This is a genomic window from Streptomyces sp. NPDC040545 (genome assembly GCF_055595065.1).
This window is the reverse complement of record NZ_JBVIWA010000010.1, coordinates 48,238-72,100: the sequence shown is the minus strand read 5'-3', so window position 1 is coordinate 72,100 and position 23,863 is coordinate 48,238. Positions and strand designations below refer to the sequence as shown.

Sequence of the window (23,863 nt, the reverse complement as noted above, 5' to 3'; positions counted from 1 at the left end):
CGCGTGCCGGATGCGGCTGGTGCGTCGCGCGCCCCGGCGCTCCGGGGGCTTTCGGTTCTGCCGGGGCGGGGGTCGACTAAGGTGGCCGGGTGAAGATCGCGCTCATGGACTCCGGAATCGGCCTCCTCGCGGCGGCCGCGGTGGTGCGGCGGCTGCGGCCGGACGCGGATCTGGTCGTGTCCTCCGACCCCGACGGGATGCCCTGGGGCCCACGGACCCCCGCCGACCTCGCCGAGCGGGCACTCGCCGTCGCCCGGGCCGCCGCCGCGCACCGCCCGGACGCGCTGATCGTCGCCTGCAACACCGCCAGCGTGCACGCCCTGGACGTCGTGCGGGCGGAGCTGGAGCCGGCCATCCCGGTCGTCGGGACCGTGCCGGCGATCAAGCCCGCCGCGGCCGCCGGCGGCCGGGTGGCGATCTGGGCCACCCCCGCCACCACCGGCAGTCCCTACCAGCGCGGGCTCATCCGCGACTTCGCCGCCGGGGCCCGGGTCACCGAGGTGCCCTGCCCCGGCCTCGCCGACGCGGTGGAGACGGCCGACGACGCCGCCGTGACGGCAGCCGTAGCCGCGGCCGCCGCGCTCACCCCGGCCGACGTCACCGACGTGGTGCTCGGCTGCACGCACTACGAACTGGTCGAAGGCCCCATCCGGGCCGCCCTCGCCGCGCGGACCCAGGGGGCGGGGCTGGTCTACCACGGTTCCGCCGAACCCGTCGCGGTCCAGGCGCTGCGGCGCCTCGGCCTGCGGCCCGAGCCCGGCCTGCCGCCCACGGGCGGACTGACCGTGCTGCGCAGCGGGCGCGAGGGGACCCTGCCCGCCGCCGCGCTCGCGTACGCCGAAGGCAGGCTGCTCGCGGGCCAGGGCGCGCCCGTCGGCTGACTGAGGTCGACCGCCCGACCCACCCCCCGCGAGACGAATCGTCTTGCATGAGATCCGCACCTGATCTACGGTTGTCCACGTAGCGAGACGGAACGGTCCGTCTCGCAGTGCTCCGAAGGGGGATCGCCCTTGCGTGCTCCACTCGCCACCACCCGGATCGTCCTGTCCGAGGTCACCAAGAGCTACGACACCCGCGTCGTCCTGGACCGCGTCAGCTGTACGGTCCGGCCCGGCGAGCGGGTCGGCGTCGTCGGCGACAACGGCTCCGGCAAGTCCACCCTGCTCCGGCTGCTCGCCGGCCGGGAACGCCCCGACCACGGAGAGGTCGCCGTCACCGCCCCCGGCGGCCTCGGGTACCTCGCGCAGACCCTCGACCTCCCGCCGACCGCCCGCGTCGGCGAGGCCGTCGGCCTCGCCCTCGCGGACCTGCGCGCCCTGGAACGCCGCATCCGCGCCGCGGAATCGCTGCTCCACCGGGCCGGGCCCGAGGAACTCGCCGCGTATGGAGACCTCCTGGCCGCCTACGAGGCGCGCGGCGGCCGCGATGCCGAACGGCGCGTCGCCGCCACCCTGCGCCGCCTCGGCGAACGCGCCGAGCTCGACCCGGACCGCCCGCTCGGCACCCTGTCCGGCGGTCAGCGCTCCCGGCTCGCCCTCGCGGCGGCCCTCGCCGCCGAGCCGGAACTCCTGCTGCTCGACGAACCCACCAACGACCTCGACGACGAGGCGGTCGCCTGGCTGGAGGACCGTCTGCTCGCCCACCGCGGCACCGTCGTCGCCGTCACCCACGACCGGCTCTTCCTCGACCGCGTCACGACAGCCGTCCTCGAAGTGGACCAGGACGGCCGGACGGTACGCCGGCACGGCAACGGCTACGCGGGCTACCGCACGGCTCGCGCCGCCGAACGGGCGCGCCGGGAGCGGGAGTACGAGCAGTGGCGCGAGGAGGTGCGGGACGCCGAGCGGCTCGCCGACACCAACATCGGGCGGTTCGCCGCGATCCCGCGGAAGCTGCCGCGCGGCTTCAGCGGAGCCGGTGCCTTCCGTGCCCGGTCCCGGACCCACGGCGCCGCGAGCCGTGTCCGCGCCGCCCGCGAACGGCTGCACCGGCTGACCGAGCGCCCGGTCGCCCCGCCCCCGCGGCCGCTGGTCTTCACCGGCCGGTTCACCGAGGGCTCGGCGGGAGTGGTGGAGATCGCCGGTGCGGCCCTGCCGGGACGGCTCGCGCCCGTCTCGCTCACTCTGCCGCCGGGGGAGCGGCTCCTGGTGACCGGACCCAACGGCGCCGGGAAGTCCACCCTGTTGCACCTGCTCGCGGGTGAACTGGAGCCCGCCGTGGGCAGCGTACGGACGCCGCCGCGGGTCGGACTGCTCCGGCAGGATGACCCGTGGCAGCGCGAACCGCGCTCCGTCGCCGAGGTGTTCGGCCAGGAGTACGCCGACCGGGTGGCGGACGACGGACTGCTCGCCCCGGACGACCTCACCCGGCCCGTACGCGCGCTCTCGGCGGGCCTGCGCCGCAAGCTGGAGCTCGCCCGGCTGGTGGCGCGGCCCCTCGACCTGCTGCTGCTGGACGAGCCCACGAACCACCTGGCCCCGGCCGTGGCGGAGGAGCTGGAGGCGGCCCTGGCCCACTTCGGCGGCACCCTGGTCCTCGTCACGCACGACCGGCGGCTGCGCGCGTCCTTCCGGGGGCGGCGCCTGGAACTTCAGCGGGAGCCGGCCGCCGCGAGCCGCTGAGCCAGCGTACGCAGGCCGTCCGCGTCCAGGACCCGGTCCCCGAACCCGGGCAGCGGCACGTGCAGCGCCGCCGTCCAGTGGGCCGGCACCGCCCTCTGGCCGTACCGGGCCCCGGCCAGGGCACCCGTCACCGCGGCCACCGTGTCGGTGTCCCCGCCCAGGTCCACGGCGGCCCGTACCGCCTCGGCGAAGCCGGTGGTGGTCCGCAGTGCCCACACGGCCGAACCCAGACAGGGCCACACCGCTCCGTTGAACTCGGTGGCCTGCTCCGGATGCCAGTCGGGGGCGAGCACGCGACCGTAGCGCTCGCGGTGGTCCGGATGCACCGCGGCGAGCGCCGCGGGGAGGGCGGCCAGCGGGTCGGCCCCTTCCAGGGCGACGCGGACGAGCTCGTGCAGGATCGCCGTCCCCTCCCAGGCGGCCCGGTCGCCGTGCGTCAGGGCCGCGATCCGCCGGGCGGCTTCCATGGTCCCCTCCCGCCCGGCGGGGGCGAAGTAGACCGCCGGGGTGGCGGCCCGCATCAGGGAACCGTTGCCCGCCGCCCGTGCGTTGATCTGGAAGTGCAGGGCCGCGGCGAGCTCCCAGGACTCGCCGTTGGTCAGCACGTCCTCGGTCTGCAGCCCGATGTCCTTCGGCTGCCCGGCCGCCCAGCGCTGGAACCGGCCGAAGATGTCGGGGAGTTCGAGACCGCCGCACTCCAGCAGCGACTCCGCGACGAGGACGGCCATCTGGGTGTCGTCCGTGGCCTCGCCGGGGTCCCAGCCGCCGCCCCCGGCCATCTCCGTGCCGCGCGCGCTCAGTTCCCCCGCCGCCCCGAACTCGTACGGCGCGCCCAGTGCGTCTCCCGCGGCCGAGCCGATGACGGCTCCCACGGCCCGGTCCAGCCGGGTGATCACCGGTCCTCCTCCTCGCACACGGACGCCAGCAGTTCGCGCGTGAAGCGGTCCAGGTCGTCCAGGCCGGCCGCCGCCAGGGTCGCCGGCGCTCCGGTCAGCAGGTGGGGGATGGCGCCGTGCAGGGCGAGGGTCAGCGCGCGGGCCCGCTCGGGCCCCGCCGCCAGTCCGGCCGCGCGCAGCAGGTACGCGTGCGCCGTGAAATCCGCCGCCGCGGCCGGGTCCAGCAGCGCGGCCAGCCAGGGCCGCCGCGCCGCCTCGGCCTGGAGCTCCAGATAGGCCAGCATGCGGATGCGGCCGGGCCCGGCCGTGTCGCGCAGCAGCCCCGCGAGCAGAGCGGCGAGCTGCGCCGCGTCGGCAGGCCCCGGTCCGAGTCCCGGTCCGGGTCCGGACCCCGGTCCGGACTCCGCTCCCGGCGCTTGCTCCTGCCCGGCCCCCGCCAGGGTCTGCGCCAGCGCCCGGTACTGCTCCGCGCAGCGTTCGGCCGCGGCCCGCAGCAGGGCGTCGCGGGTCGGGAAGTAGTTCTTGGCGGTGCCCGTCGGCACGGCGGCGGCCGCGTCGACGGCCCGGTGCGTCAGCCCGCGCCCGCCCTCCTGCGCCAGTACGGCGATGGCCGCGTCGCGCAGCCGGTCCCTCCGGTCCTGATTCACGTCGCCACCTTAACCACAACCGTGGTACCACAGATGTAGTACCAGATCTGTGGTGGTTGTCGACGTGTGGCGAAGGTGAAGGGGCAGGCCATGAGCGAAACGCCGAGCGGGCGGGGACCGGGGCGCGGAGGGGGGCACGGCCGTGATCGTCGGCGCGGGGGTCGGCGGACTCGCCACCGCCGTTGGCCTGCGCCGTGCGGGCTGCGAGGCGACCGTCCTCGAACGGCGTACCGCGCTCGAACGCCACGGAACCGCCTTCGGCATCCACCCCACCGCCCAGACCGCCCTCGACCGGCTCGGCCTCGGCGACGCGCTGCGGGCGCGGGCGGTCCCGTACCGGGGAGCCCGCATCCGGCGCCCCGACGGAACGGTGCTGGCCGCCCTCCTCGTCCGCCGTGCGGGAGCCGCGCTGCACCGAGTGGGCGAGGGGCGGTGGCGGGCAAGCGGAACGTGAGTACGCTGCTACTCATGACGGGTCACCCTCCGGGTCCGCTCTGGGCGGGCCGCGCCTCCAACCGCGTGCAGTGGCTGCTCGCCGCCGTCGGTGCGGCGTGTCTGGCGCTCGGTATCGAACTCGCCGTCGACTACGCCTGGACCGCCGGCATCATCCCGCTGCTCATGTCCGTGATCGGCTGCCTCGCCGCCGGGCTGCTGATCCTCTACGGCACCCTGGCCTTCGTGCACGTCGCCGTCACCGTCGACGCCGAGGCCATGGAAGTGCGCTGCGGCCACATAGGGGTGCCCCGCCGCAAGATCCGGCTCACACAGGTCACCTCCGCCGAGTTCGTCCCCAGCATCACCCCGCAGCAATGGGGAGGCTGGGGCCACCGCTGGCGCCCCGAGAAGGGCACCGCGATCATCGTCCGGCGCGGCGAGGGCCTGGCCGTCGTCCTCGCCGACGGCAAGCGGTTCACCGTCACCGTCGACGACGCCGAGAGCGCCGTCCGCGTCATCCGCGCCCACCTGCGCGCCCTCGCCCGGTAGAGGTGTCCTGCGGAGGGCGGCCGGGCGCCTACCGCTCCGCGAGGCGCGGGGACGTACACTCCGCCAGATGAGCAGCAGTGTCACCCGCGCGACGGGGAACGAGCCCTCGCAGTCCGCCGACGGGCCCCCGGCCGAGGCGGCCACGCCCCCCGCGACCGCCCGGTCCGCCGCGAAGCGGAAGGGACCGTGGCTGCTGCGTGCCCTGCTCGCCGCCCTCTCGGGCGTGCTGCTCTACCTCAGCTTCCCGCCCCGCCCGCTGTGGTGGCTGGCCCCCTTCGCCCTCGCCCTGCTCGCCGGCTGCCTCCACGGCCGCCGCGCCCGGGCCGGCTTCGGCCTCGGGCTCCTCGCCGGGCTCGGCTACCTGCTGCCGCTCCTCGTCTGGACCGGTGAGGAGGTCGGCCCGGTGCCCTGGCTGGCACTGACCACCCTCGAAGCACTCTTCATCGGCCTCACCGGCCTCGGTATCGCCCTGGTCAGCCGGCTCCCGGCCTGGCCGCTGTTCGCCGCCGCCGTCTGGGTCGCGGGCGAGGCGCTGCGGGCCCGGGCCCCCTTCGGCGGCTTCCCCTGGGGCAAGCTCGCCTTCGGACAGGCCGACGGCGTCTTCACACCGCTCGCCGCCCTCGGCGGCACCCCCCTGCTCTCCTTCGGCGTCGCCCTCTGCGGATTCGGCCTCTACGAGGCCCTGCGCACGGCCCGCCGCCACCCCGGCCGCACCACCGCCGCGCTGACCGCGCTCACCGTCGCCGCCCCGATCGGCGTGGGCCTCGCCGCCCGCCCGCTGGTCTCCGACGCGGCCGAGGACGGCACCGCCGTGGTCGCCGTCATCCAGGGCAACGTGCCCCGTCTCGGCCTCGACTTCAACTCCCAGCGCCGGGCCGTCCTCGACAACCACGCCCGGCGCACCGTCCAGCTCGCCGAGGACGTCAAGGCCAGCCGCGCCCCGAAGCCCGACTTCGTCGTGTGGCCGGAGAACTCCTCCGACCTCGACCCGTACGCCGAGGCCGACGCCCACGACGTCATCGACCAGGCCGTCAAGGCCATCGGCGTGCCCGTCGCCATCGGCGCCGTGGTGGCCCCGGAGACGGGCCCGCTGCGCAACACGATGATCCTGTGGGACCCGGTCAAGGGCCCCACCGCGACCTACGACAAGCGCAAGATCCAGCCCTTCGGCGAGCGCATCCCGATGCGCTCCGTCGTCCGCCTCTTCAGCTCCGACGTGGACCGGGTGCGCCGCGACTTCGGTCCCGGCAAGGAGCCCGGCGTCTTCGACATGGCCGGCACCGGTGTCGGCATGGTCACCTGCTTCGAGGCGGCCTTCGACGACGCGGTCCGCTCCACCGTCCAGGCCGGCGCCCAGGTGATCGCCGTACCGAGCAACAACGCCACCTTCGGCCGGACGCAGATGACCTACCAGCAGCTCGCCATGGACCGGATCCGCGCCGTCGAGCACAGCCGGACCGTCCTCGTCCCGGTCACCAGCGGGGTCAGCGCCGTCATCCGCCCCGACGGGAAGATCGTCTCGCAGACCGAGATGTTCACCGCGGACGCCCTGGTCGCCGAGATCCCGCTGCGCTCCGGCCGCACCCCGGCCACGGTCGTCGGTCCGCTCCCGGAGTACGCACTGCTCCTGCTGGCCGCGGGCGGCTTCGGGTGGATCCTGAACCGCCGGATCCGCTCGCGCCGTGCCACCTGAGGCGGGATTCGGTCCGGCGGCCTCGTAGGGTCGGGGCATGACCACACCCGATTTCATCCGCCGGATCCGCGCCACCGCCGGGCACCAGCTGCTCCTGCTGCCCGGAGTCACGGCCATCGTCTTCGACGACCTCGGCCGGGTGCTGCTCGGCCGGCGCACCGACACCGGGCAGTGGGCGGTGGTCGGCGGAATCGCCGAGCCGGGGGAGCAGCCCGCGGAGACCGCCGTGCGCGAGGTGTACGAGGAGACGGCGGTGCGCTGCGTCGTCGAGCGCGTGGTCCTCGTCCAGATGACGGAGCCGATGACCTACCCCAACGGTGACATCTGCCAGTTCCAGGACATCACCTTCCGCTGCCGCGCGACGGGCGGCGAGGCACGGGCCAACGACCACGAGTCCCTCGAAGTGGCCTGGTTCGAGGTGGACGCGCTGCCGCCGCTGGATCCCTTCGGTCTGGACCGGATCCACCGGTCCCTGCTCGACGAGCCGACCTGGTTCGAGGCCCCGGCCGCTCTCACCTAGGGGGTGTGAGCTGCGCGGAGGTGCGCTGTAAGGTTCCGCTGATCCAAGGCGGTCATCGGACAGTCGTACATTCAAGGGGGCGGTCGAGGGATGACCTCGCGCAATTCAGCCGGAGAGTCGCGGGCGGGCGGCCATGGCCGCCCGTCGGCCGGAGCGGTCCCCGGCGGGCGCCTGGCGGTCCTCGACGGAGTGCGGGTCCTCGCCGCGCTCGGCGTGCTCTTCTACCACTACTCCGCCCTCGAAAGCGCCTGGGGGAAAGCACCCGCGGACGTCTTCCCGAACGCCCACCGCCTCGCCGTCTACGGCTGGCTCGGCGTCGAGATCTTCTTCCTGGTCAGCGGGTTCGTCATCTGCATGAGCGCCTGGGGCCGCTCGGTGGGCGACTTCGCGGTGTCCCGGGCCGCCCGGCTCTTCCCCGCCTACTGGGCGGCCGTCGCCTTCACCGCCCTCGTGCTGTACTCCTGGTCCGAGGTCAGGCAGGTCAGGGCGTTCAGTGACGTCCTGGTGAATCTGTCGATGCTCCAGACCGGCCTCGGCGTTCCGAACATCGACGACGCCTACTGGACCCTGTTCGTCGAGCTCAAGTTCTACGTCCTGTTCGCGATCGTGGTCATGCGCGGCCTGACCTACCGCAACTGCGTCCTGTTCTGCGCGGCCTGGACCCTGGCCGGCGTCGTGGCGCCCACCGCCGACAACGGCGTGCTCTCCTTCTTCGCGGTCTCGTCCTCGTCCCCGTACTTCATCGCCGGTATCGGCTTCTACCTGATGCGCCGGTTCGGGCCGAACGCCGTCCTGTGGGCCGTCGTCGGGGTCCAGTTCCTCCTCGCGCAGCACTACGTGCACGCCCGCATGATCACCAACCTGGGCCGGGCCGCCACCGAGCGGACGCCCGCCTGGCCCGCCCACCTGGTCATCGCGCTGGGCTTCGCCCTGATGGCGGCCATAGCGCTCGGCGCCCTCGACGGCGTCCGGTGGCGCTGGCTCCCGCACGCCGGAGCGCTCACGTACCCGCTCTACCTGATCCACATGATGGCCGGGCTGACCTTCATCCATCACTTCCGCCGCGACGTGGCGCCCGTACCCCTGGTCACCGGTGTGACCGCCGCGATGCTGCTGCTCGCCTGGCTCATCCACCGGCTCGTGGAACGCCCGCTCGGCCGCCACCTGCGCGACCGGCTGCGCAGCGGGATGCAGGACATCCGGTCGGCCACCCCGCGCGGCCCGTCGATCGGCCGGCTCCCCGCCCAGCCCTCGGCGCCCGACGCGGAACGCATCCCGGCCCGCCGCTAGTGCTGTGACCCGGTGAACCTTCCCGGTCACAGCACTAGCGCTGTCTCGGCAGGCCTCAAGGCCTCAGGACCGTGCCTCCCGGTACAGCTGCACCGCCCGGTCGCCCATGACCGCGCTGTACGAGATCTCCGGGACGCTTCCGCCGCCCTCGTAGCCGCCGAGCACTCCGGCCAGTGCCCCGTTCACCAGCCAGGGGCTGCCGCTGGTGCCGCCGGTGAGGTCGGGGCAGTCGATCCGGCGCTGGCTCGCGGAGAGCAGGCCGGTGGTGTTCGCGCAGCGCACCGGGGCCTCCAGGGTCCGCGGGTAGCCGATGATCGTCACCCTGGCGTCGTCCGGCTGCTCGGCGGCGACCGGGAAACCGCCCACGAGGGCCTCCACGGTTCCGGTCCGCCCGCCGTCCACCGGGGCCACCGTCGCGAAGGCGATGTCGTCGTCCGGGTCCTGCCGGTCCGTCCAGCCCGGTGCGATGTACGTGCCGGTGAGCTTCCAGAATCCGTACGGGGCCTTGCCGTCGCGGTAGCCCGGTGCGAAGAGGGTGGTGTCCGGGCTCTCCAGGCAGTGCGCGGCGGTGGCGACCACATCGCCCTCCTCGCTGTGCACCACGGCGGCGGTGCAGTGATGTCCGCCGTCCTGCCCGCCCGGGAAGAGCGCGCCCACCCGGTCGGTGGTGGCGCCGGGCAGTGCCCACGCGGTGACGCCGAGCGGTGGTCCGGCGGCGGCGTCGGGCAGGTCCACGCCGACCAGCGCGGCCATCGCGGCCATGGCGAACAGGATCCGGGACGCCCGCCGCGCACGGGTGCGCCGGGCCGGTCGGAGGAGCGTGGAGTGGATCATTTTTCCACCCTGCCCGCCGAACCTATGTCCGGAGGATGGTGTTCCGTATGAATCCCCTGTGAATCCTGTGAAGCTCATGTGAAGACCGGGGCATGCCCGGACAGGCCCCGCTATGTCGGATGTAGACAGCCGATGGGCGGCTATCCGGAGCTGCGGCACCGCCGCACGCCCCTGCCACCGCGCCCGAGCCGTACGCCGCCCAGCGCGGCCGGGCCCGCCGGTCCGGCCCGCGCTCCAGGAACGAGACCAGCAGCAGCGTGGAGAGCCCGGCTCCCCCGCGACCAGCGCCACGCACGCCGCGGTGGCCGACCGAGCCCCAGGGCCCACCAGTCTATGGACGCCACGGACGGTTTCCGGACCCGGTGTTGTGCACCACGGAGCGTGATCGTGCGGCCCCCCGCCCCTAGCCTCGCCGCAGGAGCACGAACGAGGGGCGGTACCCGGTGAACTGGCTCATCCACGACTACCGCGAGAGCGATCTCGCAGCGGTGGTCCACCTGATCGACACCACGGCCGAGCTCGGACAGGAGTCCGTCTTCTCGCTCGCCGAGTGCATCAGCGCGCTGACCGACCGCCAGCCCTGTGTGGTCGCCGTTCACCAGGGCGTCCCCATCGGCGCGGCGCTCGCCTGCGTCACCGGCGAACGGGCCTGGGTCATGCGCATCGCGATCGCCGCCGGCTGGCGCGGCCGGGGCCTGGCCAGCGCCCTGCTCGTGGAACTGGAGCGGCGGCTCATCGCCGCGCGCGTCGGCCGCATCGCGTACGTCCTGCCCGAGGAGGACATGCTCGGCGAGGGCCTCCTCAACGCCGGATACACCCGGCAGCCGGCCGTCGCCTACTTCGAGAAGACCGAGCCGCTGCACGGACCGGCCGCGGGCCTCCTCGACGACCTCGGCGGCCGCTTCCTGCCGAACGACCTGTGGACCAAGGTCGCCGGCATGGAGAAGGAGAAGGACCTCATCGAGCGGCGTGTGGTGCTGCCGCTCGCCGAGCCCGAGCGGGCCGCCTCGCACGGGGTGCGGCCGCCGCGCGCCATCACCCTCTTCGGCCCGCCCGGCACCGGCAAGACCACCTTCGCCCGGGCCATCGCCTCCCGGCTCGGCTGGCCCTTCGTGGAACTGCTGCCCTCCCGCCTTGCCGACGAGGGCAACCTGGCCGCCGCGCTGCGCGACGCGTTCGCCCGGATCGCCGAGCTGGAGCGCGTACTCGTCTTCATCGACGAGGTCGAGGAGATCGCACCGGTGCGCACCGAGCCCGCACAGCCCGGCGGGATCCACGGCGTGACGAACGAGCTGCTGAAACTGATACCGGGCTTCCGGGAGGGCGACGAGCGGCTGCTGGTGTGCGCGACCAACTCCATCCGCTCCCTCGACCCGGCCTTCCTGCGGCCCGGGCGCTTCGACTACCTCATCCCGATCGGCACCCCGGACGCCGGGGCGCGCGCCGCCATCTGGTCCCGCTACACGGCGGGCCGCGCGGACGTCGACGTGAACGCCCTGGTGGCGGCCACCGAGCTGTTCACGCCGGCCGACATCGAGCACGCGGCGCGGATCGCGGCGCAGGTGTCCTTCGAGCGGGACCTGGAGGCGGTGGGCGCGCGGGGCGCGGCGGCCGCGCAGCTGGGCGCGACCACGGAGGACTACCTGGCAGCGGTCCGGCAGTGCCGCCCGACGGTGACCCCGGCGATGACGGGCGAGTTCGAGGCGGACATCACCGCGCACGCCCGGTTCTGACCCGGGCCGGAGCCCCCTGATTTCCGTCCCCCGGTTGCGGCGGGGGCGGAATGCGAAACGGCCCGCGGCCACTCCCCGAAGGGGCCGCGGGCCTTCCCGCGCGGCCGCGGCAGCCGCTTCGGCTACCGTCGCCGCACGGGCTTCGTCATCTTCATGACCCTTCCCGGGCCGGCTCTGGTGCCGTGCCCGCTACGGGGAGCAGCGGTACGTGAAGTCCACTGCGGCCGTGCGCCGACCGGGCGACACCAGCTGCAGCTCCGCCTTCGCCGGGTAGCTCCCCTTGCCCTGGAAGGTCCACAGCAGGTGCAGCCGGGCCTCCCGCTGCCCGCGCGGCACCCGCTCGGTCAGCCGCTCGGACCGGGTGCCGTCGCTGCGCACCCACCGGTAGGCGAGGACGCCCGGGCGCCCGTTGGTCGCCACCACGGCCTCCACATCGGCCGCCGCGTCACAGGCCGGGCCCTTGGGATCGGTACGCACGGCCACGTCCCGGACCTCGATGCCGGGCCCGAGCCGCTGCCACCCGAGGTACGCGAGGACCGCTGCCAGGACGAGCGCCGCGAGGGCGTACCGCCGCAGACCGGCCAGGCGGCGCCGCCGGGGCGGCGGTACGACGGCCATGGAGACGTCCACGGGGAACGGCGCGGGCATGGCCGCGGTGACCCCGGGCCCGAATCGGAGCACGGAGCCCTCGACCCGGTCGGGAGCCACCTCCTCGGGAGCCATCCTCTTGGTCGTGTCCGGGGGACCGCTGAACCAGTGGCTGCCGAGGACGGTGGCGCTGTAGTCGTCGCCCTCGGGGGCGCCGGAACCGCTCATCGGGGCACCTCCTGGCAGCGCAGCAGGTACTGCGAGGCCGACGCGGACTTGTTCCCGGTGGTGGGCTTGGTGGTGACCCGGACCCCGCCGTAGCAGCCACGGTCGCGCGCGAAGGTATGGGACCTGACCTGGGTGGCCGTCGAGCCGGCCGGGACGACGAACGACTCGGCGCCGTCGGGGACCGAGTAGGAGCCCTGCGCGCCGCCCAGGAACCACTCCACCGTCACCGTGACCGAGCCCGTGCCCTGGGAGGTGACCGAAATCGTCGCGTCGCCCCGGTAGACGCCGGTCTTGAGCGACACGGCGACGTCCGTGACCTTCAGCGTCGGTGTGGGCGTCGGTGTCGGGATCGGCGTGGGCGGCCAGCTCACCGTCGGCTTCGGGGTGGGGCTCGTCGACCACGACGGAGAGGCCGACGGGGCCGTGGACGCGGACGGCGAGGGGCTCGGGGACGCCGAGGGGCTCGGACTCGGCGAAGGGGAGGCGGAGTCCGTCGGGCTCGGGCTCGGGTTCGCGCTCGGCGAGGCCGAGCCGGGCGGGGCCGCGCTCGTCGTGGCGAAGGCGCTCACCGCCGAAGCCGCGTCGGGGGCCGCGCCGATCGCGTCCGTCGTCAGGACCAGCACGGTGCCCAGCACCAGCGCCACGCCCGCCGCGAGCCAGCCGCGGCGCCCCGGAGCCCAGCCCGAACCGCTGGGCACCTTGGTCGTGGCGAACGCGGTGGTACCCGCCGCCGGGCCGCCCGCCGAGGGGAACAGCAGCGGCAGCAGCGCGGCCAGCGCCGCCAGCTTGCGCTGTCCGCGCTCCTCCCACTCGGGCCCGTACGCCGCCAGCGCCACGCCCTCCAGCTCGGCCACGAACGCCTCGGCGTTCTCCGGCCGCTGCTCGGGCGCCTTCGCCAGGCCGCGCCGGATCAGCGGACGTACGGGCTCGGGCGCTTCCGTCTCCGGTACCGGCGCCTCGATGTGCTGGACGGCGAGCTCGGCGAAGTTCTCCCCGTCGTAGGGCTTGCGGCCGGTGAGGCACTCGAAGAAGGTCGCGGTCGCCGCGTACACGTCGGCCGCGGGCGAGGCCGGCCGGCCCTGCCACTGTTCGGGAGCCATGTAGGCGGGGGTTCCGGCCACGCCGGGCGTGCTGCCCCGGTTCGCCGCGATCCCGAAGTCCACCAGCTTCGACGAGCCGTCCGGTGCGACCAGTACGTTCTCCGGCTTGTAGTCCCGGTGGACGACGCCCGCCCGGTGCGCCGCCGCGAGCCCGAGCAGGGACCCCTTGAGGACCACCAGCGCGGCCTCGGCGTCGGCCCGCCCGGACTGCTTCAGCAGAGCGCGCAGGGAGATGCCGTCCACCAGCTCCATGACGATGGCCGCGCCGCCGGACGCCTCCACGTACTCGTACAGCCTGACCACGTACGGGGACTCCAGCCCGCCCAGGAGGCGGGCCTCGGCACGGAACTCCCCGACGAACGCCGGATCCCGGCGCAGCCGGTCGCTGAGGTACTTCACCGCGACAGGGGTGCCCGTGCCGTCGTGGACGGCGAGGACCACGCGGCCGCTGCCGCCCGAACCGAGCTCACGGACCTCGGTGTAACCGGGGACCGACCATGCCGCCCGCGTGTCGTTCATCGTTCCTGCCCCCTGCCTGCCGTGTGGCGCCGCCGCATCGCTCGGACGACGGTCCCGGACCGGCGTCCACCGGCCCTCCCCGGACCGGACGCCCCCTGGGACGTGGTTTCCCCCGTGGCCGGTTCCCCACCACGGCGGCCGGCTCAGGCTGCGGCCGACAGGGCCCCGATCATGGCGTGCAGCCGGTCGGCCGCCGCCCGCCCGAAGGCCGGATCGTTGATGTGTGTGTCGTAGTCGTAGAGCCTGGTGGCACTGCCCCGCAGCCCCTCGCGCAGTGCCGCGAACAGGGCACGGTCCGCGCCGGCGTCATGGTACGGCCCGCCCGGCGCGCCGAGCGTGGACAGTCCACGGAGCGGGACGCAGACCGCCGTGGGGCCGTTCGCCGCGCGCAGTTTGGCGGCGACCCGGCGGCCGAGCTCCGCGCATTCGGCCGCGGTCGTACGCGTCACCGTGATGGACGGATTGTGGACGTGGACGCCCCGGTCGCGGACCTGCCGGGGCAGGCTCTCCAGCGGGCCGAACTTCACCATGTCCAGCGCCCCCAGGCTCACCACCTGCGGGATTCCGGCCCGCCCGGCGGCGCTGAGCCGGTCCGGGCCCGCGGTGAGGATGCCCCCGCACAGGTCGTCGGCGAGCTCGCTGAGGGTGAGGTCGAGGACGCCCGCGAAGATCCCCTGGCCGGCCAGGGTCTCCAGGGTGCGGCCGCCGGTGCCGCTGACGTGGAAGACCAGCACCTCGTAGCCGAGTTCCGTCAGCCGCTCGCGCGCCGCGTCCACCCCGGCCGTGGTCACGCCCGCCATGCTCGCCGCGACCAGGGGGCGGCCGCCCTCGCCCAGCCGGGGCGGGTGGCCCTCCGCGGTGGTGCGGGCGTAGGCCCGGGCCATCCCGGTGATCGCCGCCACGGCGTTCGCCAGGACCGGTGCGGAGATGCTGTTGATCCCCGCGACGTCCACCACGCTGTACATCATGGTGATGTCCGAGGACCCCACGTAGGGGCGGACGTCCCCGGACGCCATGGACGAGACCATCAGTTTCGGTACGCCCAGCGGCAGGGCGCGCATCGCCCGGGTGGCGATGGAGGTGCCGCCGCTCCCGCCGATGGCGAGCACCCCGTGCAGCCTGCCTTCGGCGTGCAAGCGTAAGAGGGTCGCCTCCGCGCCCCTCGCCATGGTGGTCACGGCCGCCCCCCGGTCGGCGGCCGTGCGCAGTTCCGACAGTTCCGTTCCCGCGGCCCGGGCCACCGCGTCACGCGGCACGTCGGCGGGCACCCGGGGTTCGCCCATGATTCCTGTGTCGACCAGTACCACTTCGACGCCGGCGCGCAGCAGCCTCTCCCGCAGCCAGCCGTACTCCACACCCTTGGTGTCCAAGGTCCCCACCAGCACGACGTTCGTCATGTGTGCAATGTCCATGCAGGTAAGGGCGTTGGCAAGTGCAAGTGTGGGTCAAACCTTCAGGAGCTCCAACAGTCTTTCCAGAAAGGGGAGTTGGGAGGGCATCAGCATGTTTTGCGCCACTGGCGGAGCAAACCAGGCCACCCGGTCCAGCTCCGGGAACTCCTGGACGTTCCCGGAGTGCGGAGGCCACTCCATCGAGAAGGTCCCGGGCACCATCAGCGCGGGGTCGAGATCCGCCTCCACCGCCCAGATGGTCACCAGCTTTCCGCTGGTCAGGCGTACCTCGCCCAGGGGGAGGTACTCGCCCTCCGGCGGGGGCAGCCCGATCTCCTCGGTGAACTCGCGGCGAGCCGCGTCCCGCGGAGTCTCCTCCGGCCCGTATTCACCCTTGGGGATGGCCCAGTCCCCGGCCACCCGCCCGGCCCAGAGCGGACCGCCCATATGTCCGAGGAGTACCTCGACACCGGGCTCCCGCTCCGGACCGGTCCGCCGGAAGAGGAGCAGTCCGGCACTGCGTTTGTGCGTCATGGGTACATCCATGCCCCGTACGGACCCGGGCCAGTGATACCGGTACGGGTTCTGCAGTCAGAAGTCAGGGGTCAGGAGGCAGCGCTCAGTGGGCGTGCGGGCCCTGCCGGTGGACCGGACCGTGCGCGTCCGCGCAGTGCGCGTCGGACCGGCCCCCGCCCGCGCGGCCGACCGTGAGCAGGGAGTCCTGCGCGTGGTCCACCTGGAGGGTGGTGTGCGTGATCCCGTACTCCTTGTCGAGCAGCTGCTCCAGGTCCCGGCGGACGGCGTGGCAGTCGCCCGCCGGCTCCACCAGCACGTGCGCGGACAGTGCCGCCTGGCCCGAGGTGATCGTCCAGATGTGCAGGTCGTGCACCTCGGTGACGGGCGGGTGCCCGACGAGGCGGTCGCCGACCGCGTCCGGGTCCACATGGGCCGGGGCGGCCTCCAGGAGGATCCGGCCGGACTCGCGGACCAGCCCGTAGCCCGCCTTGAGCATCAGCACCACCACGACCAGCGTGGCGATCGCGTCCGCCTGCCGGAAACCGGTGGTCAGCACGATCAGACCGGCGATCGCGGTGCCGATGAAGGCGAAGAGGTCGTTCAGGATGTGCTGGTAGGCGCCCTCGACGACGAGCGCCGAACGGTTCGCCCGGGAGATGCACCAGGCCGCGGCCACGTTGACGGCGATGCCCGCGAGCGCCGTCACCACGACCAGCCCGCCCTCCACCGGCGGCGGGTCCATCAGCCGCCGCACCGCTTCGTACGCCAGCCAGACCGCCAGCAGGATCAGCGTCAGCCCGTTCGCCTGGGCGGAGAGTATCTCCGCCCGCTTGAGGCCGTACGTGAAGCCGCCGCGGGCGGGGCGCGCGGCCAGCCGCATGGCGATCAGCGCCAGGACGATCGAGACCGCGTCGGTCAGCATGTGGGCCGCGTCGGAGATCAGCGCCAGCGAGTGGGCCATGACGCCGACGACCACCTCGACGGCCATGAACCCGCCGATCAGGGCGAGCGCGATCGCCAGCCAGCGCCGGTCGGCATCGGCCGCCACGCCATGGCTGTGCCCGCCGGGACCGTGGCCGTGGTCGTGGCCCGCGGACCCGTGGCCGCGTCCCTTGCCGTTCCCGTGCCCGTGGCCGTCGTGCGCGTGGTCGTGCCCACTCATGGCGTCCCCCGTTTCGTCGCGGCGCCCGTGTGTTCGGGTCCGTCGCGTGAAGTGAAGCGCACCCCGGCGGGATCGGCAAAGGCTGCAACGGGGACCGTTGTCATTACCCATAAGAGGGCTCTGACCTGCGACGATGCCCGGCCGGTGCCGGACCTTCGCGATCGTGGGAAAATCTGGTCATGGTCCAGCGCCCAAGTGTGCCGACCGCGCCCCAGCTCGTCCTGGTGACCGACTGGGGCGCCACCGAGATGGATCCGGACCGGATCTACCACGTCGGTCGGGACCCCCTTTGCGAAATCTGCCTCGACGACGCCCGCGTCTCCTGGCACCACGCGATCCTGCGCCCGGACGGCGACCACTGGACGCTCGAGGACGAGGGCAGCACCAACGGCACCTTCGCCGACGGTCACCGCGTCCACGAGTGGAGCGTCGGCGTCGGCACCGAGCTGCGCTTCGGCAGCGTCGAGGACGGGCCGCGCGCCGCCGTCATCGGCCCCGCGCCGCCGGCGCCCGCACCACCCTCCGCGCCCGGCGCCGGTCGCCCCTCCCAGGTCGCGAACCCGGCCATGACCGGCACCTTCCGCCAGCCGACGACCGTACGTCCGCTGCCCGTCCGCACCGCCGTCCGCATCGGCCGCGCCCCCGACAGCGACCTCGTCGTCGACGACCTCACCGTGTCCCGCCGGCACGCCGAGCTGCACGCCCTCGCCGACGGCAGCTACGAGATCGTCGACCTCGGCAGCCACAACGGCACCTACCTCAACGGCGTCGCCGTGACCCGGGCCACCCCCGTCAGCGAGGGCGACATCGTCGGCATCGGCCACTCGGTCTTCTGCCTCGTCGGCGACCAGCTCCAGGAGTACGTGGACACCGGAGAGGTCTCCCTCGATGTCCAGGGCCTCACCGTCGCCGTCGACCACGGCCGTAAGACCCTCCTCGACCAGGTTTCCTTCCCGGTCGGCGCCAAATGCCTGCTCGCCGTCGTGGGACCCAGCGGAGCCGGCAAGTCCACGCTGCTCGGCGCACTGACCGGTCTGCGCCCCGCCGACCAGGGCACCGTCCTGTACGACGGACGCGACCTCTACCGCGACTACGCCGAACTGCGCAGCCGCATCGGCCTCGTCCCGCAGGACGACATCCTGCACTCCCAGCTCACCGTCCGGCGCGCCCTCACGTACGCCGCCGAACTGCGCTTCCCGCAGGACACCGCCAAGGCCGAGCGCCAGGCCCGGGTCGACGAGGTGATCGGCGAACTCGGCCTCGAACAGCGCGCCGACCAGCCCATCCACAGCCTCTCCGGCGGCCAGCGCAAACGCGTCTCCGTCGCCCTGGAACTGCTCACCAAGCCCTCCCTGCTCTTCCTGGACGAGCCCACCTCCGGACTCGACCCCGGCATGGACCGCTCGGTGATGAACATGCTGCGCGACCTCGCGGACGACGGCCGCACGGTCATCGTCGTCACCCACAGCGTGCTCAACCTCGAAGGCTGCGACCGCCTCCTGGTCCTGGCGCCCGGCGGGCGCATCGCGTACTACGGCGCCCCCGGGGAGGCCCTCGACTTCTTCGGCTTCGACCAGTGGCCCGAGGCGTTCGAAGCCTTCGAGAACCAGCGCGACCGCGACTGGGCCGGGGAGTACCGGGCCTCGCCGCTGCACCGCCGCCACGTCGACGTCACCGCCGGCCGGCCGGCCCTCACGGCGCAGGCCGAACGGGCCGCCGGCGTCCCGGCGCAGCCGCCGCCCAAGGCCCAGAGCTGGGGCTCCCAGCTCTCCACCCTGATCCGGCGGTACGCCGCAGTGCTCAGATCCGACCGCACCTTCCTGATCATCATGGTCGCGCTGCCCTTCGTCATGGGCGCCATGACCCGCGCACTGGCCGGCAACACCCTCAACGCCGAAACCGCGCTGAACGCCCTGTTCATCCTGTGCGTGGGCGGAGTCCTGATCGGCGCCGCCAACGCGGTGCGCGAACTCGTCAAGGAACGCGTCATCTACCAGCGCGAGCGCTCCGTCGGCCTGTCACGCTCCGCCTACCTGATGTCCAAGGTGGTCGTCCTCGGCGCGATCACCGTCGCCCAGGCCGTGGTCCTGACCCTCGTAGGCCTCGCGGGCGTCACCATCAATGCCCCCGGCGGCCGCGGCCTCTTCATGCCACCACTACTCGAGATCACCCTCGCCGTCGCCCTGCTGTCCCTCACCGCGATGCTGCTCGGCCTGCTGATCTCCGCCCTGGTGACCAAGGAGGAGGTCACCATGCCGCTGCTGGTCCTCCTCACGATCGTCCAGGTCGTCTTCTGCGGCTCCCTGCTGAAACTCACCGGCGTCCCCGTCATCGAACAGCTGGCCTGGTTCGTCCCGGCCCGGTGGGCCATGGGAGCGATGGCCGGCACCATCGACCTCGGCGCGATCGTGCCCGGCAAGATCACCCAGGACCCGCTGTTCGATCACGAGGCCCACCTGTGGCTCCTCGAAATGGGCATGCTCGTCGTCCTGTCCGTGCTGTTCGGCGTGCTGGTCGTCCGGCTGCTGCGCCGCCACGAGCCGACCATCATGCGGAAGTAGGCCTCATGAGCATCCCGCTGGGACCCGGAGGCGAGGTGGCTGACTTCCGGCCCACCCATGTGGTGCCCCAGGAGGGACTGCCCGCCTGGGAGGGCCCCGACGTCACCCGGCCGACCGTGCCCCTGGACCCGTTCCTGCCCGTGCAGCTGCTGTCCCGGCGCGGGGAGTGGGGGGAGGTCCTGTGTGCCAACGGGTGGTCCGCCTGGGTGGACGGGCGGCTGCTGGTCGCCGTGCCGCACCCGCCGCCGACGGCCGGGGGGCGGCCCCCGGTCCGCTCCGAGGACCCGCGGCCGCTGCTCACCCGCGGCTCCGAGGCCCTGGAACGCTACCGGCGGGCCGTGGACGAGCTCGCCTCGGGACGGATCGACGCCGACGCCTTCCGCCGCTCGCTGCGCGGGCTGCGGGCCGGAGTGGTCATCGACGGGGAGTCGGTGTGGCTCTACGACGAGAAGTCGGGCCGATGGCTGTACGACGACGGGGACCGCATGGCGACCTACGCGGTCGTCGCCGGCCCGGGCGGCCCGTCCGCGCCCGAACGCGCGCCGCAGCCACCGCCCGCGCCGCCGCCCGCGGACACGGATCCGGGCGGCGGGCCCCCCGTACGCAGGGAACCGCCACCGACCGACGCGGTCGAAATCCCGCGCGAAGCCCCCGGGAAGCAGCCCGACCGGGCGGCGGCCCATGACCCGACGCGGATCGTGGACACCCGGGACCCCGGAGGCGACTGACGGTGGACGAGGAACGGGCGGAGCGCGCGGGCGGGTCCCCCACCGACCTGCGCGGGCAGCAGATCGCCGGGTACCTGGTGGAGAGCGAGATCGGGCGCGGCGGCATGGCCGTCGTCTACGAGGCCCGGGACCTGCGCCTCGACCGGCGGGTGGCACTGAAACTGCTGGCCCCCGAGCTGGCCCGGAACGACACCTTCAGGAAGCGGTTCGCCCATGAGTCGAAGGTGGCCGCGACCATCGAGCACCCGCACATCGTGCCCGTGTTCGAGGCGGGGGAGGCGGACGGACTGCTCTACATCGCCATGCGCCTCGTCGAGGGACCGGACCTGCGGGTGATGCTGGACCGGACGGGCCCGCTGCCGGTGGAGACGGCCGCGCGGATCGCCGGCCAGGTGGCCTCCGCGCTGGACGCCGCCCACGCCCACGACCTGGTCCACCGGGACGTGAAACCGGGCAACATCCTGATCGCCCCGGGCACGGACCGGGACCACCCCGAGCACGCCTACCTCACGGACTTCGGGCTGACGAAGAAGTCGCTGTCGCTGACCGGGTTCACGACCGACGGGCAGTTCGTCGGGACCGTGACCTACGTGGCGCCGGAACAGATCTCCGGGAAACCGGTGGACGGCCGCTGCGACATCTACAGCCTGGGGTGCGTCGTCTACGAGGCCCTCGCCGGGGAACCGCCCTTCCAGCGGGACGACGACATCGCCCTGCTGTGGGCCCACCAGTACGACCCCCCGCCACCGCTGAGCTCGCGCCGGCCCGGGCTGCCGGAGGAGGTGGACGCGGTCCTGGCGAAGGCGCTGGCCAAGTCGCCGGACGACCGGTGGAACAGCTGTCTGGAGTTCACCGGAGCCCTGCGGCGGGCGGGGGAGGCCGGCGGGCCGCCGACGGCGGACGGGGCGGACGGGGCGGTGGACGAGGCGGCGGGCGGCGCGGTCCGGTCCGCGCAGCCCGAGCTGCCCGCCCCGCCGCCGGTTCCGCCATGGGCCCTGCCGGTGTTCCGCCTGCCGGCCTCCAGAGGGACGGCCTGAGCCGCTCCCGGCCGGTCCGGCACGTTCGGTTCGGCTCGTACGCCTCGTTCGGCTATTCGGGTGTCGCGCGGGTCGCTGAGGCCGGTTCGTCGACCCGCCCGCCGCGGTGCAGCGGACGGGCCAGCAGGGCGCCCAGGAATCCCGCCACCGCGCCCCACAGGAGCCCGAGACCGACATTGAGCCACAGCACCGGCTGGAGCTGGACCTGGCCACCGAGGCCGTCCACCTCACCGATACCCAGCAGGGAGAGACCGAACTGCGCCTGGATCCGGCCCAGCAGACAGACGGCCAGGGTCGCCAGGGCCAGGGCCACGCCCAGGTGGAGGGCGTGCTGCCAGGGGCGGACATGGGCGGGGGAGCGTACGGCCGCCAGTACGCCCGTACCGAGCAGCAGGACGGCGGCCACCGCCACCAGCCACCAGGCCCGGGAGTCCTGCTCCGCGAGCGCGGCCACGTCGATCCGGGACGGGTCGGAGCCGCGCAGGACCTGGTCCAGCAACTGCGGCATCGGCAGCCCGAAGGGTCCCTCGACGTTGCCCTCCCAGGCCCCGCCGAAGCCCAGGGTGAGCGCGAGCCAGACGAGGTTCGGCAGCCCGAGCAGGATCACGGCGAAGGTCCGGTCGGCATGGCCCTGGGTGGCGGCCACGACCACGCCGACCCCGATGCCGAGGACGACGTAGGCGAGGAGCAGGAGCATCGTGGCGAAGGCGGCCGGGCGCAGCGCCGTGTGGAAGCGGACCAGCCGGGCCGGCAGCGGGGCACGCCGCGAGACCAGCAGGGCGATCAGCAACAGGCCGAGGATCCACAGCAGTCCGTACAGGAGCGTGGCCGGCAGGTCGGCCTGGAAGCCCACCGTCGGCGCGGAGTCCAGGAGTTCGGTGATGGTCCCGATGGGGGAGTCGCCGGTGGAGATGCCGAAGGTCTCGCGGGCGAGGAAGGCGGCGCCGGTCAGGGCGAGCAGCCACAGCACGACCAACGGGACCGCGCGGCCGACGAGTTCGCGGGGCCGGGCCACGGCCCGGTTGTGCAGGGGGCGCAGGAAGAGGTGACCGGTCACGAGGGCGCCGGCCAGGCTCACCGAGAGGGGGACCACCGACAGGCTCACCTCCGCCCCCGCCAGTGAACCGGCACCGCCCGACACCTCCAGCGAACCGCCCGCAGCCATCACCACGACCGCGGCGACCACGTGCGGGAACGCGCCGCCCGGAAGGCCGCCCGCGCCGGCGCACATCAGCCCGGCGGCGGCGACCGCGCCCATCACCACGAATCCCGCGACGACGGCGACGAGGGCGTCCCGCCATGCCCTCGCGGAGCCCCCCGACGATGACGATTCCGGCGTCCGACTCACCCTGCCACCGTGACATCCCCGGCTTGCGGGCACCACCCGGACGGCGCACACAATGGTCCCCGGGGAACTCACTCCTCCTGGGAAGAAGAGCCCGTGACCACACAACCCGCCGGCCGACCGCCGTCTTCAGGACGCCCCACCGGGCCGCCTTCGGGCCCGCTCTCGGGCGGGCAGCAGGGCCCTCCGCCACCACCGCCGCCGGCACCGCCGGGTGGGCCCGGAGGAGGAGGACCGGCCCCCGGACCGACGGGAGGCCCCTGGTGGCGCTCCGTGCCACGGCTCGTCACCGCGCTGGTCGCGGTGGCGGCGGTCGTGGCTCTGGCCGTGGTCCTCACCCGGCCCGGCGGGAAGACCGACAACGCGGGCGGCGAGGTGTTCCTCCAGCCGGTCGCCGCCACCGGCCCCGACCCCTTCACGGAGTCCGCGGTGGTGAAGGACGCGCCGCCCCCGCCGGAGAGCCCGCCGCCCTCTCCCCAGGGCACGGTCGGCCCGAGCGCCAGCCCGACCGGTCCGGTGGGTACCAGGAGCGTCAGCGGTTCCGCGCCGGGCGTGTACGGCGGCACCAGGAACGTCGCCAGCTGTGACGTCGAGAAGCTGATCGGATCGCTGAGCGCGGATCCCGCCAAGAACGCGGCCTTCGCCCAGGCGCAAGGCATTCAGCCGGCCGCCGTTCCCGGCTACCTCCGCTCGCTCACCTCGGTGCAGCTGCGGATGGACACCCGGGTGACGAACCACAGCTACCGGGACGGCAAGCTCGTCCCCTACCAGGCGGTGCTCCAGGCCGGGACGGCCGTTCTGGTGGACGACCGGGGCGTGCCGCGGGTGCGCTGCGCGTGCGGGAACCCGCTGGGCCCGCCGGTGCCGCTCCAGGCCTCCCCGAAGCGTTTCGGGCAGACCTGGCCCTCGTACCAGCCGGCGAAGGTGGTGGCCATCGCTCCGGCGCCGACCGTCGTCACCAAGATCGTGATCTACGACCACCGTGACCACCAGTGGTACGAGCGCCCCAAGGGCGACCACCAGGGCAAGTCCAGGCCCGACCGGCCGATTCCGCCGCCGCCCGTCCCGACGCCGCCGCTCACCCCGAGTCCGGTGATCACACCGACCCCGTCCGGTACGTCGCCGAGGCCGACCCCGTCCGGTACGTCGCCGAGGCCGACCCCGTCCGGGACGTCGCCGACCCCGAGCGCGTCCGTGACGACGCCGACGCCGTCGAAGTCGCCCTCGGAGTCGCCGACGAAGTCCCCGTCCGAGTCCCCGTCGAAGTCTCCTTCGGAGTCCCCGTCGAAGTCGCCCTCGAAGTCCCCTTCGGAGTCTCCGTCGGAGTCGCCGAAGAAGACCCCCTCCGAGTCCCCGTCGGAGTCGCCGAAGAAGACCCCGGCCGAGTCACCCTCGGTGTCGCCCTCGCAGTCGTCCGCCGAGTCGAAGCCGCCTTCGAAGCCGGCTTCGGAGACACCGTCGAAGCCGCCC

The 23,863-nt window shown here is 73.9% G+C and carries 19 protein-coding genes and 2 pseudogenes; 12 read left to right on the top strand and 9 right to left on the bottom strand.

Annotated elements, in window-relative coordinates; translation table 11 throughout:
* Positions 1-89 precede the first annotated feature (89 nt).
* Both ACZ573_RS20390 and ACZ573_RS20385 read left to right on the top strand, forming a co-directional pair.
* Positions 90-881 (top strand): glutamate racemase, encoded by a 792-nt coding sequence (locus ACZ573_RS20390; RefSeq protein ID WP_471305987.1) that lies wholly within the window; start codon positions 90-92, stop codon positions 879-881.
* Between the two features lie 129 nt (positions 882-1,010).
* Positions 1,011-2,621: an ABC-F family ATP-binding cassette domain-containing protein gene (locus ACZ573_RS20385; RefSeq protein ID WP_471305984.1), complete on the top strand. Its 1,611-nt coding sequence runs from the start codon at positions 1,011-1,013 to the stop codon at positions 2,619-2,621.
* Here ACZ573_RS20385 and ACZ573_RS20380 read toward each other — a convergent pair.
* Both ACZ573_RS20380 and ACZ573_RS20375 read right to left on the bottom strand, forming a co-directional pair.
* Positions 2,591-3,514 carry an ADP-ribosylglycohydrolase family protein gene (locus ACZ573_RS20380; protein ID WP_471306378.1) on the bottom strand — a complete coding sequence of 308 codons (924 nt, stop codon included), beginning with the start codon at positions 3,512-3,514 and terminating at the stop codon, positions 2,591-2,593. The two genes, ACZ573_RS20385 and ACZ573_RS20380, sit on opposite strands and share 31 nt — an antisense overlap.
* Entirely contained in the window at positions 3,514-4,164 is a 651-nt protein-coding gene (locus ACZ573_RS20375; RefSeq protein ID WP_471305981.1) for a TetR/AcrR family transcriptional regulator, read from the bottom strand. The genes ACZ573_RS20380 and ACZ573_RS20375 overlap by 1 nt, the downstream gene beginning before the upstream one ends.
* A 145-nt stretch (positions 4,165-4,309) precedes the next feature.
* Between ACZ573_RS20375 and ACZ573_RS20370 the strand changes: the two are divergent.
* The 5 genes and pseudogenes from ACZ573_RS20370 to ACZ573_RS20350 all read left to right on the top strand — a co-directional run.
* Positions 4,310-4,561 (top strand): annotated as a pseudogene (locus ACZ573_RS20370) (FAD-dependent oxidoreductase); the annotation flags it as partial.
* A gap of 71 nt (positions 4,562-4,632) precedes the next feature.
* Entirely contained in the window at positions 4,633-5,148 is a 516-nt protein-coding gene (locus ACZ573_RS20365; protein ID WP_471305978.1) for a hypothetical protein, read from the top strand.
* 67 nt (positions 5,149-5,215) lie between these two features.
* Positions 5,216-6,841 (top strand): apolipoprotein N-acyltransferase, encoded by a 1,626-nt coding sequence (gene lnt, locus ACZ573_RS20360; protein WP_471305975.1) that lies wholly within the window; start codon positions 5,216-5,218, stop codon positions 6,839-6,841.
* Between the two features lie 37 nt (positions 6,842-6,878).
* Positions 6,879-7,361, top strand: a complete 483-nt coding sequence (locus tag ACZ573_RS20355) for an NUDIX hydrolase (RefSeq protein WP_471305972.1) — start codon at positions 6,879-6,881, stop codon at positions 7,359-7,361.
* A gap of 90 nt (positions 7,362-7,451) precedes the next feature.
* Positions 7,452-8,651, top strand: a complete 1,200-nt coding sequence (locus ACZ573_RS20350; protein WP_471305968.1) for an acyltransferase family protein — start codon at positions 7,452-7,454, stop codon at positions 8,649-8,651.
* A 63-nt stretch (positions 8,652-8,714) separates the two neighbouring features.
* Here ACZ573_RS20350 and ACZ573_RS20345 read toward each other — a convergent pair whose 3' ends face one another.
* The gene (locus ACZ573_RS20345; protein ID WP_471305965.1) at positions 8,715-9,485 is read right to left on the bottom strand and encodes a trypsin-like serine peptidase; all 771 of its coding nucleotides are present in this window, start codon (positions 9,483-9,485) and stop codon (positions 8,715-8,717) included.
* A gap of 443 nt (positions 9,486-9,928) precedes the next feature.
* On the opposite strand from ACZ573_RS20345, the gene ACZ573_RS20340 reads away from it, so the two are divergent.
* The gene (locus ACZ573_RS20340; RefSeq protein ID WP_373042335.1) at positions 9,929-11,218 is read left to right on the top strand and encodes an ATP-binding protein; all 1,290 of its coding nucleotides are present in this window, start codon (positions 9,929-9,931) and stop codon (positions 11,216-11,218) included.
* Positions 11,219-11,407: 189 nt separating this feature from the next.
* Here the strand turns inward: ACZ573_RS20340 and ACZ573_RS20335 are convergent, their stop codons facing one another.
* The 5 genes from ACZ573_RS20335 to ACZ573_RS20315 all read right to left on the bottom strand — a co-directional run bounded on the left by ACZ573_RS20335 (position 11,408) and on the right by ACZ573_RS20315 (position 16,722).
* The gene (locus tag ACZ573_RS20335) at positions 11,408-12,034 is read right to left on the bottom strand and encodes a hypothetical protein (RefSeq protein ID WP_471305962.1); all 627 of its coding nucleotides are present in this window, start codon (positions 12,032-12,034) and stop codon (positions 11,408-11,410) included.
* The gene (locus ACZ573_RS20330; RefSeq protein ID WP_471305959.1) at positions 12,031-13,653 is read right to left on the bottom strand and encodes a serine/threonine-protein kinase; all 1,623 of its coding nucleotides are present in this window, start codon (positions 13,651-13,653) and stop codon (positions 12,031-12,033) included. The genes ACZ573_RS20335 and ACZ573_RS20330 overlap by 4 nt, the downstream gene beginning before the upstream one ends.
* Before the next feature lie 143 nt (positions 13,654-13,796).
* A complete protein-coding gene (locus ACZ573_RS20325; protein WP_471305956.1) occupies positions 13,797-15,050 on the bottom strand; it encodes a Tm-1-like ATP-binding domain-containing protein in 1,254 nt (417 codons plus the stop codon).
* A gap of 48 nt (positions 15,051-15,098) precedes the next feature.
* A complete protein-coding gene (locus tag ACZ573_RS20320) occupies positions 15,099-15,578 on the bottom strand; it encodes an NUDIX hydrolase (RefSeq protein WP_471305953.1) in 480 nt (159 codons plus the stop codon).
* A gap of 85 nt (positions 15,579-15,663) precedes the next feature.
* Positions 15,664-16,722, bottom strand: coding sequence for a cation diffusion facilitator family transporter (locus ACZ573_RS20315; protein ID WP_471305950.1), 1,059 nt, complete (start codon positions 16,720-16,722; stop codon positions 15,664-15,666).
* Positions 16,723-16,901: 179 nt separating this feature from the next.
* Between ACZ573_RS20315 and ACZ573_RS20310 the strand changes: the two genes are divergently transcribed.
* From ACZ573_RS20310 to ACZ573_RS20300, 3 genes are read left to right on the top strand one after another with little or no spacing between them, the layout of a single operon-like run.
* On the top strand, positions 16,902-19,283 hold the full coding sequence (locus ACZ573_RS20310; protein ID WP_471305947.1) for an ABC transporter ATP-binding protein/permease: 2,382 nt from the start codon (positions 16,902-16,904) through the stop codon (positions 19,281-19,283).
* A gap of 5 nt (positions 19,284-19,288) precedes the next feature.
* Positions 19,289-20,011, top strand: a complete 723-nt coding sequence (locus ACZ573_RS20305; protein ID WP_471305944.1) for a hypothetical protein — start codon at positions 19,289-19,291, stop codon at positions 20,009-20,011.
* Between the two features lie 2 nt (positions 20,012-20,013).
* Positions 20,014-21,048 carry a serine/threonine-protein kinase gene (locus tag ACZ573_RS20300; RefSeq protein WP_471305941.1) on the top strand — a complete coding sequence of 345 codons (1,035 nt, stop codon included), beginning with the start codon at positions 20,014-20,016 and terminating at the stop codon, positions 21,046-21,048.
* A gap of 52 nt (positions 21,049-21,100) precedes the next feature.
* Here ACZ573_RS20300 and ACZ573_RS20295 read toward each other — a convergent pair whose 3' ends face one another.
* A complete protein-coding gene (locus tag ACZ573_RS20295) occupies positions 21,101-22,396 on the bottom strand; it encodes a streptophobe family protein (protein ID WP_471305938.1) in 1,296 nt (431 codons plus the stop codon).
* Between the two features lie 93 nt (positions 22,397-22,489).
* Here ACZ573_RS20295 and ACZ573_RS20290 point away from each other — a divergent pair.
* Positions 22,490-23,725 (top strand): annotated as a pseudogene (locus ACZ573_RS20290) (DUF6777 domain-containing protein); the annotation flags it as partial.
* Positions 23,726-23,863: the final 138 nt, after the last annotated feature.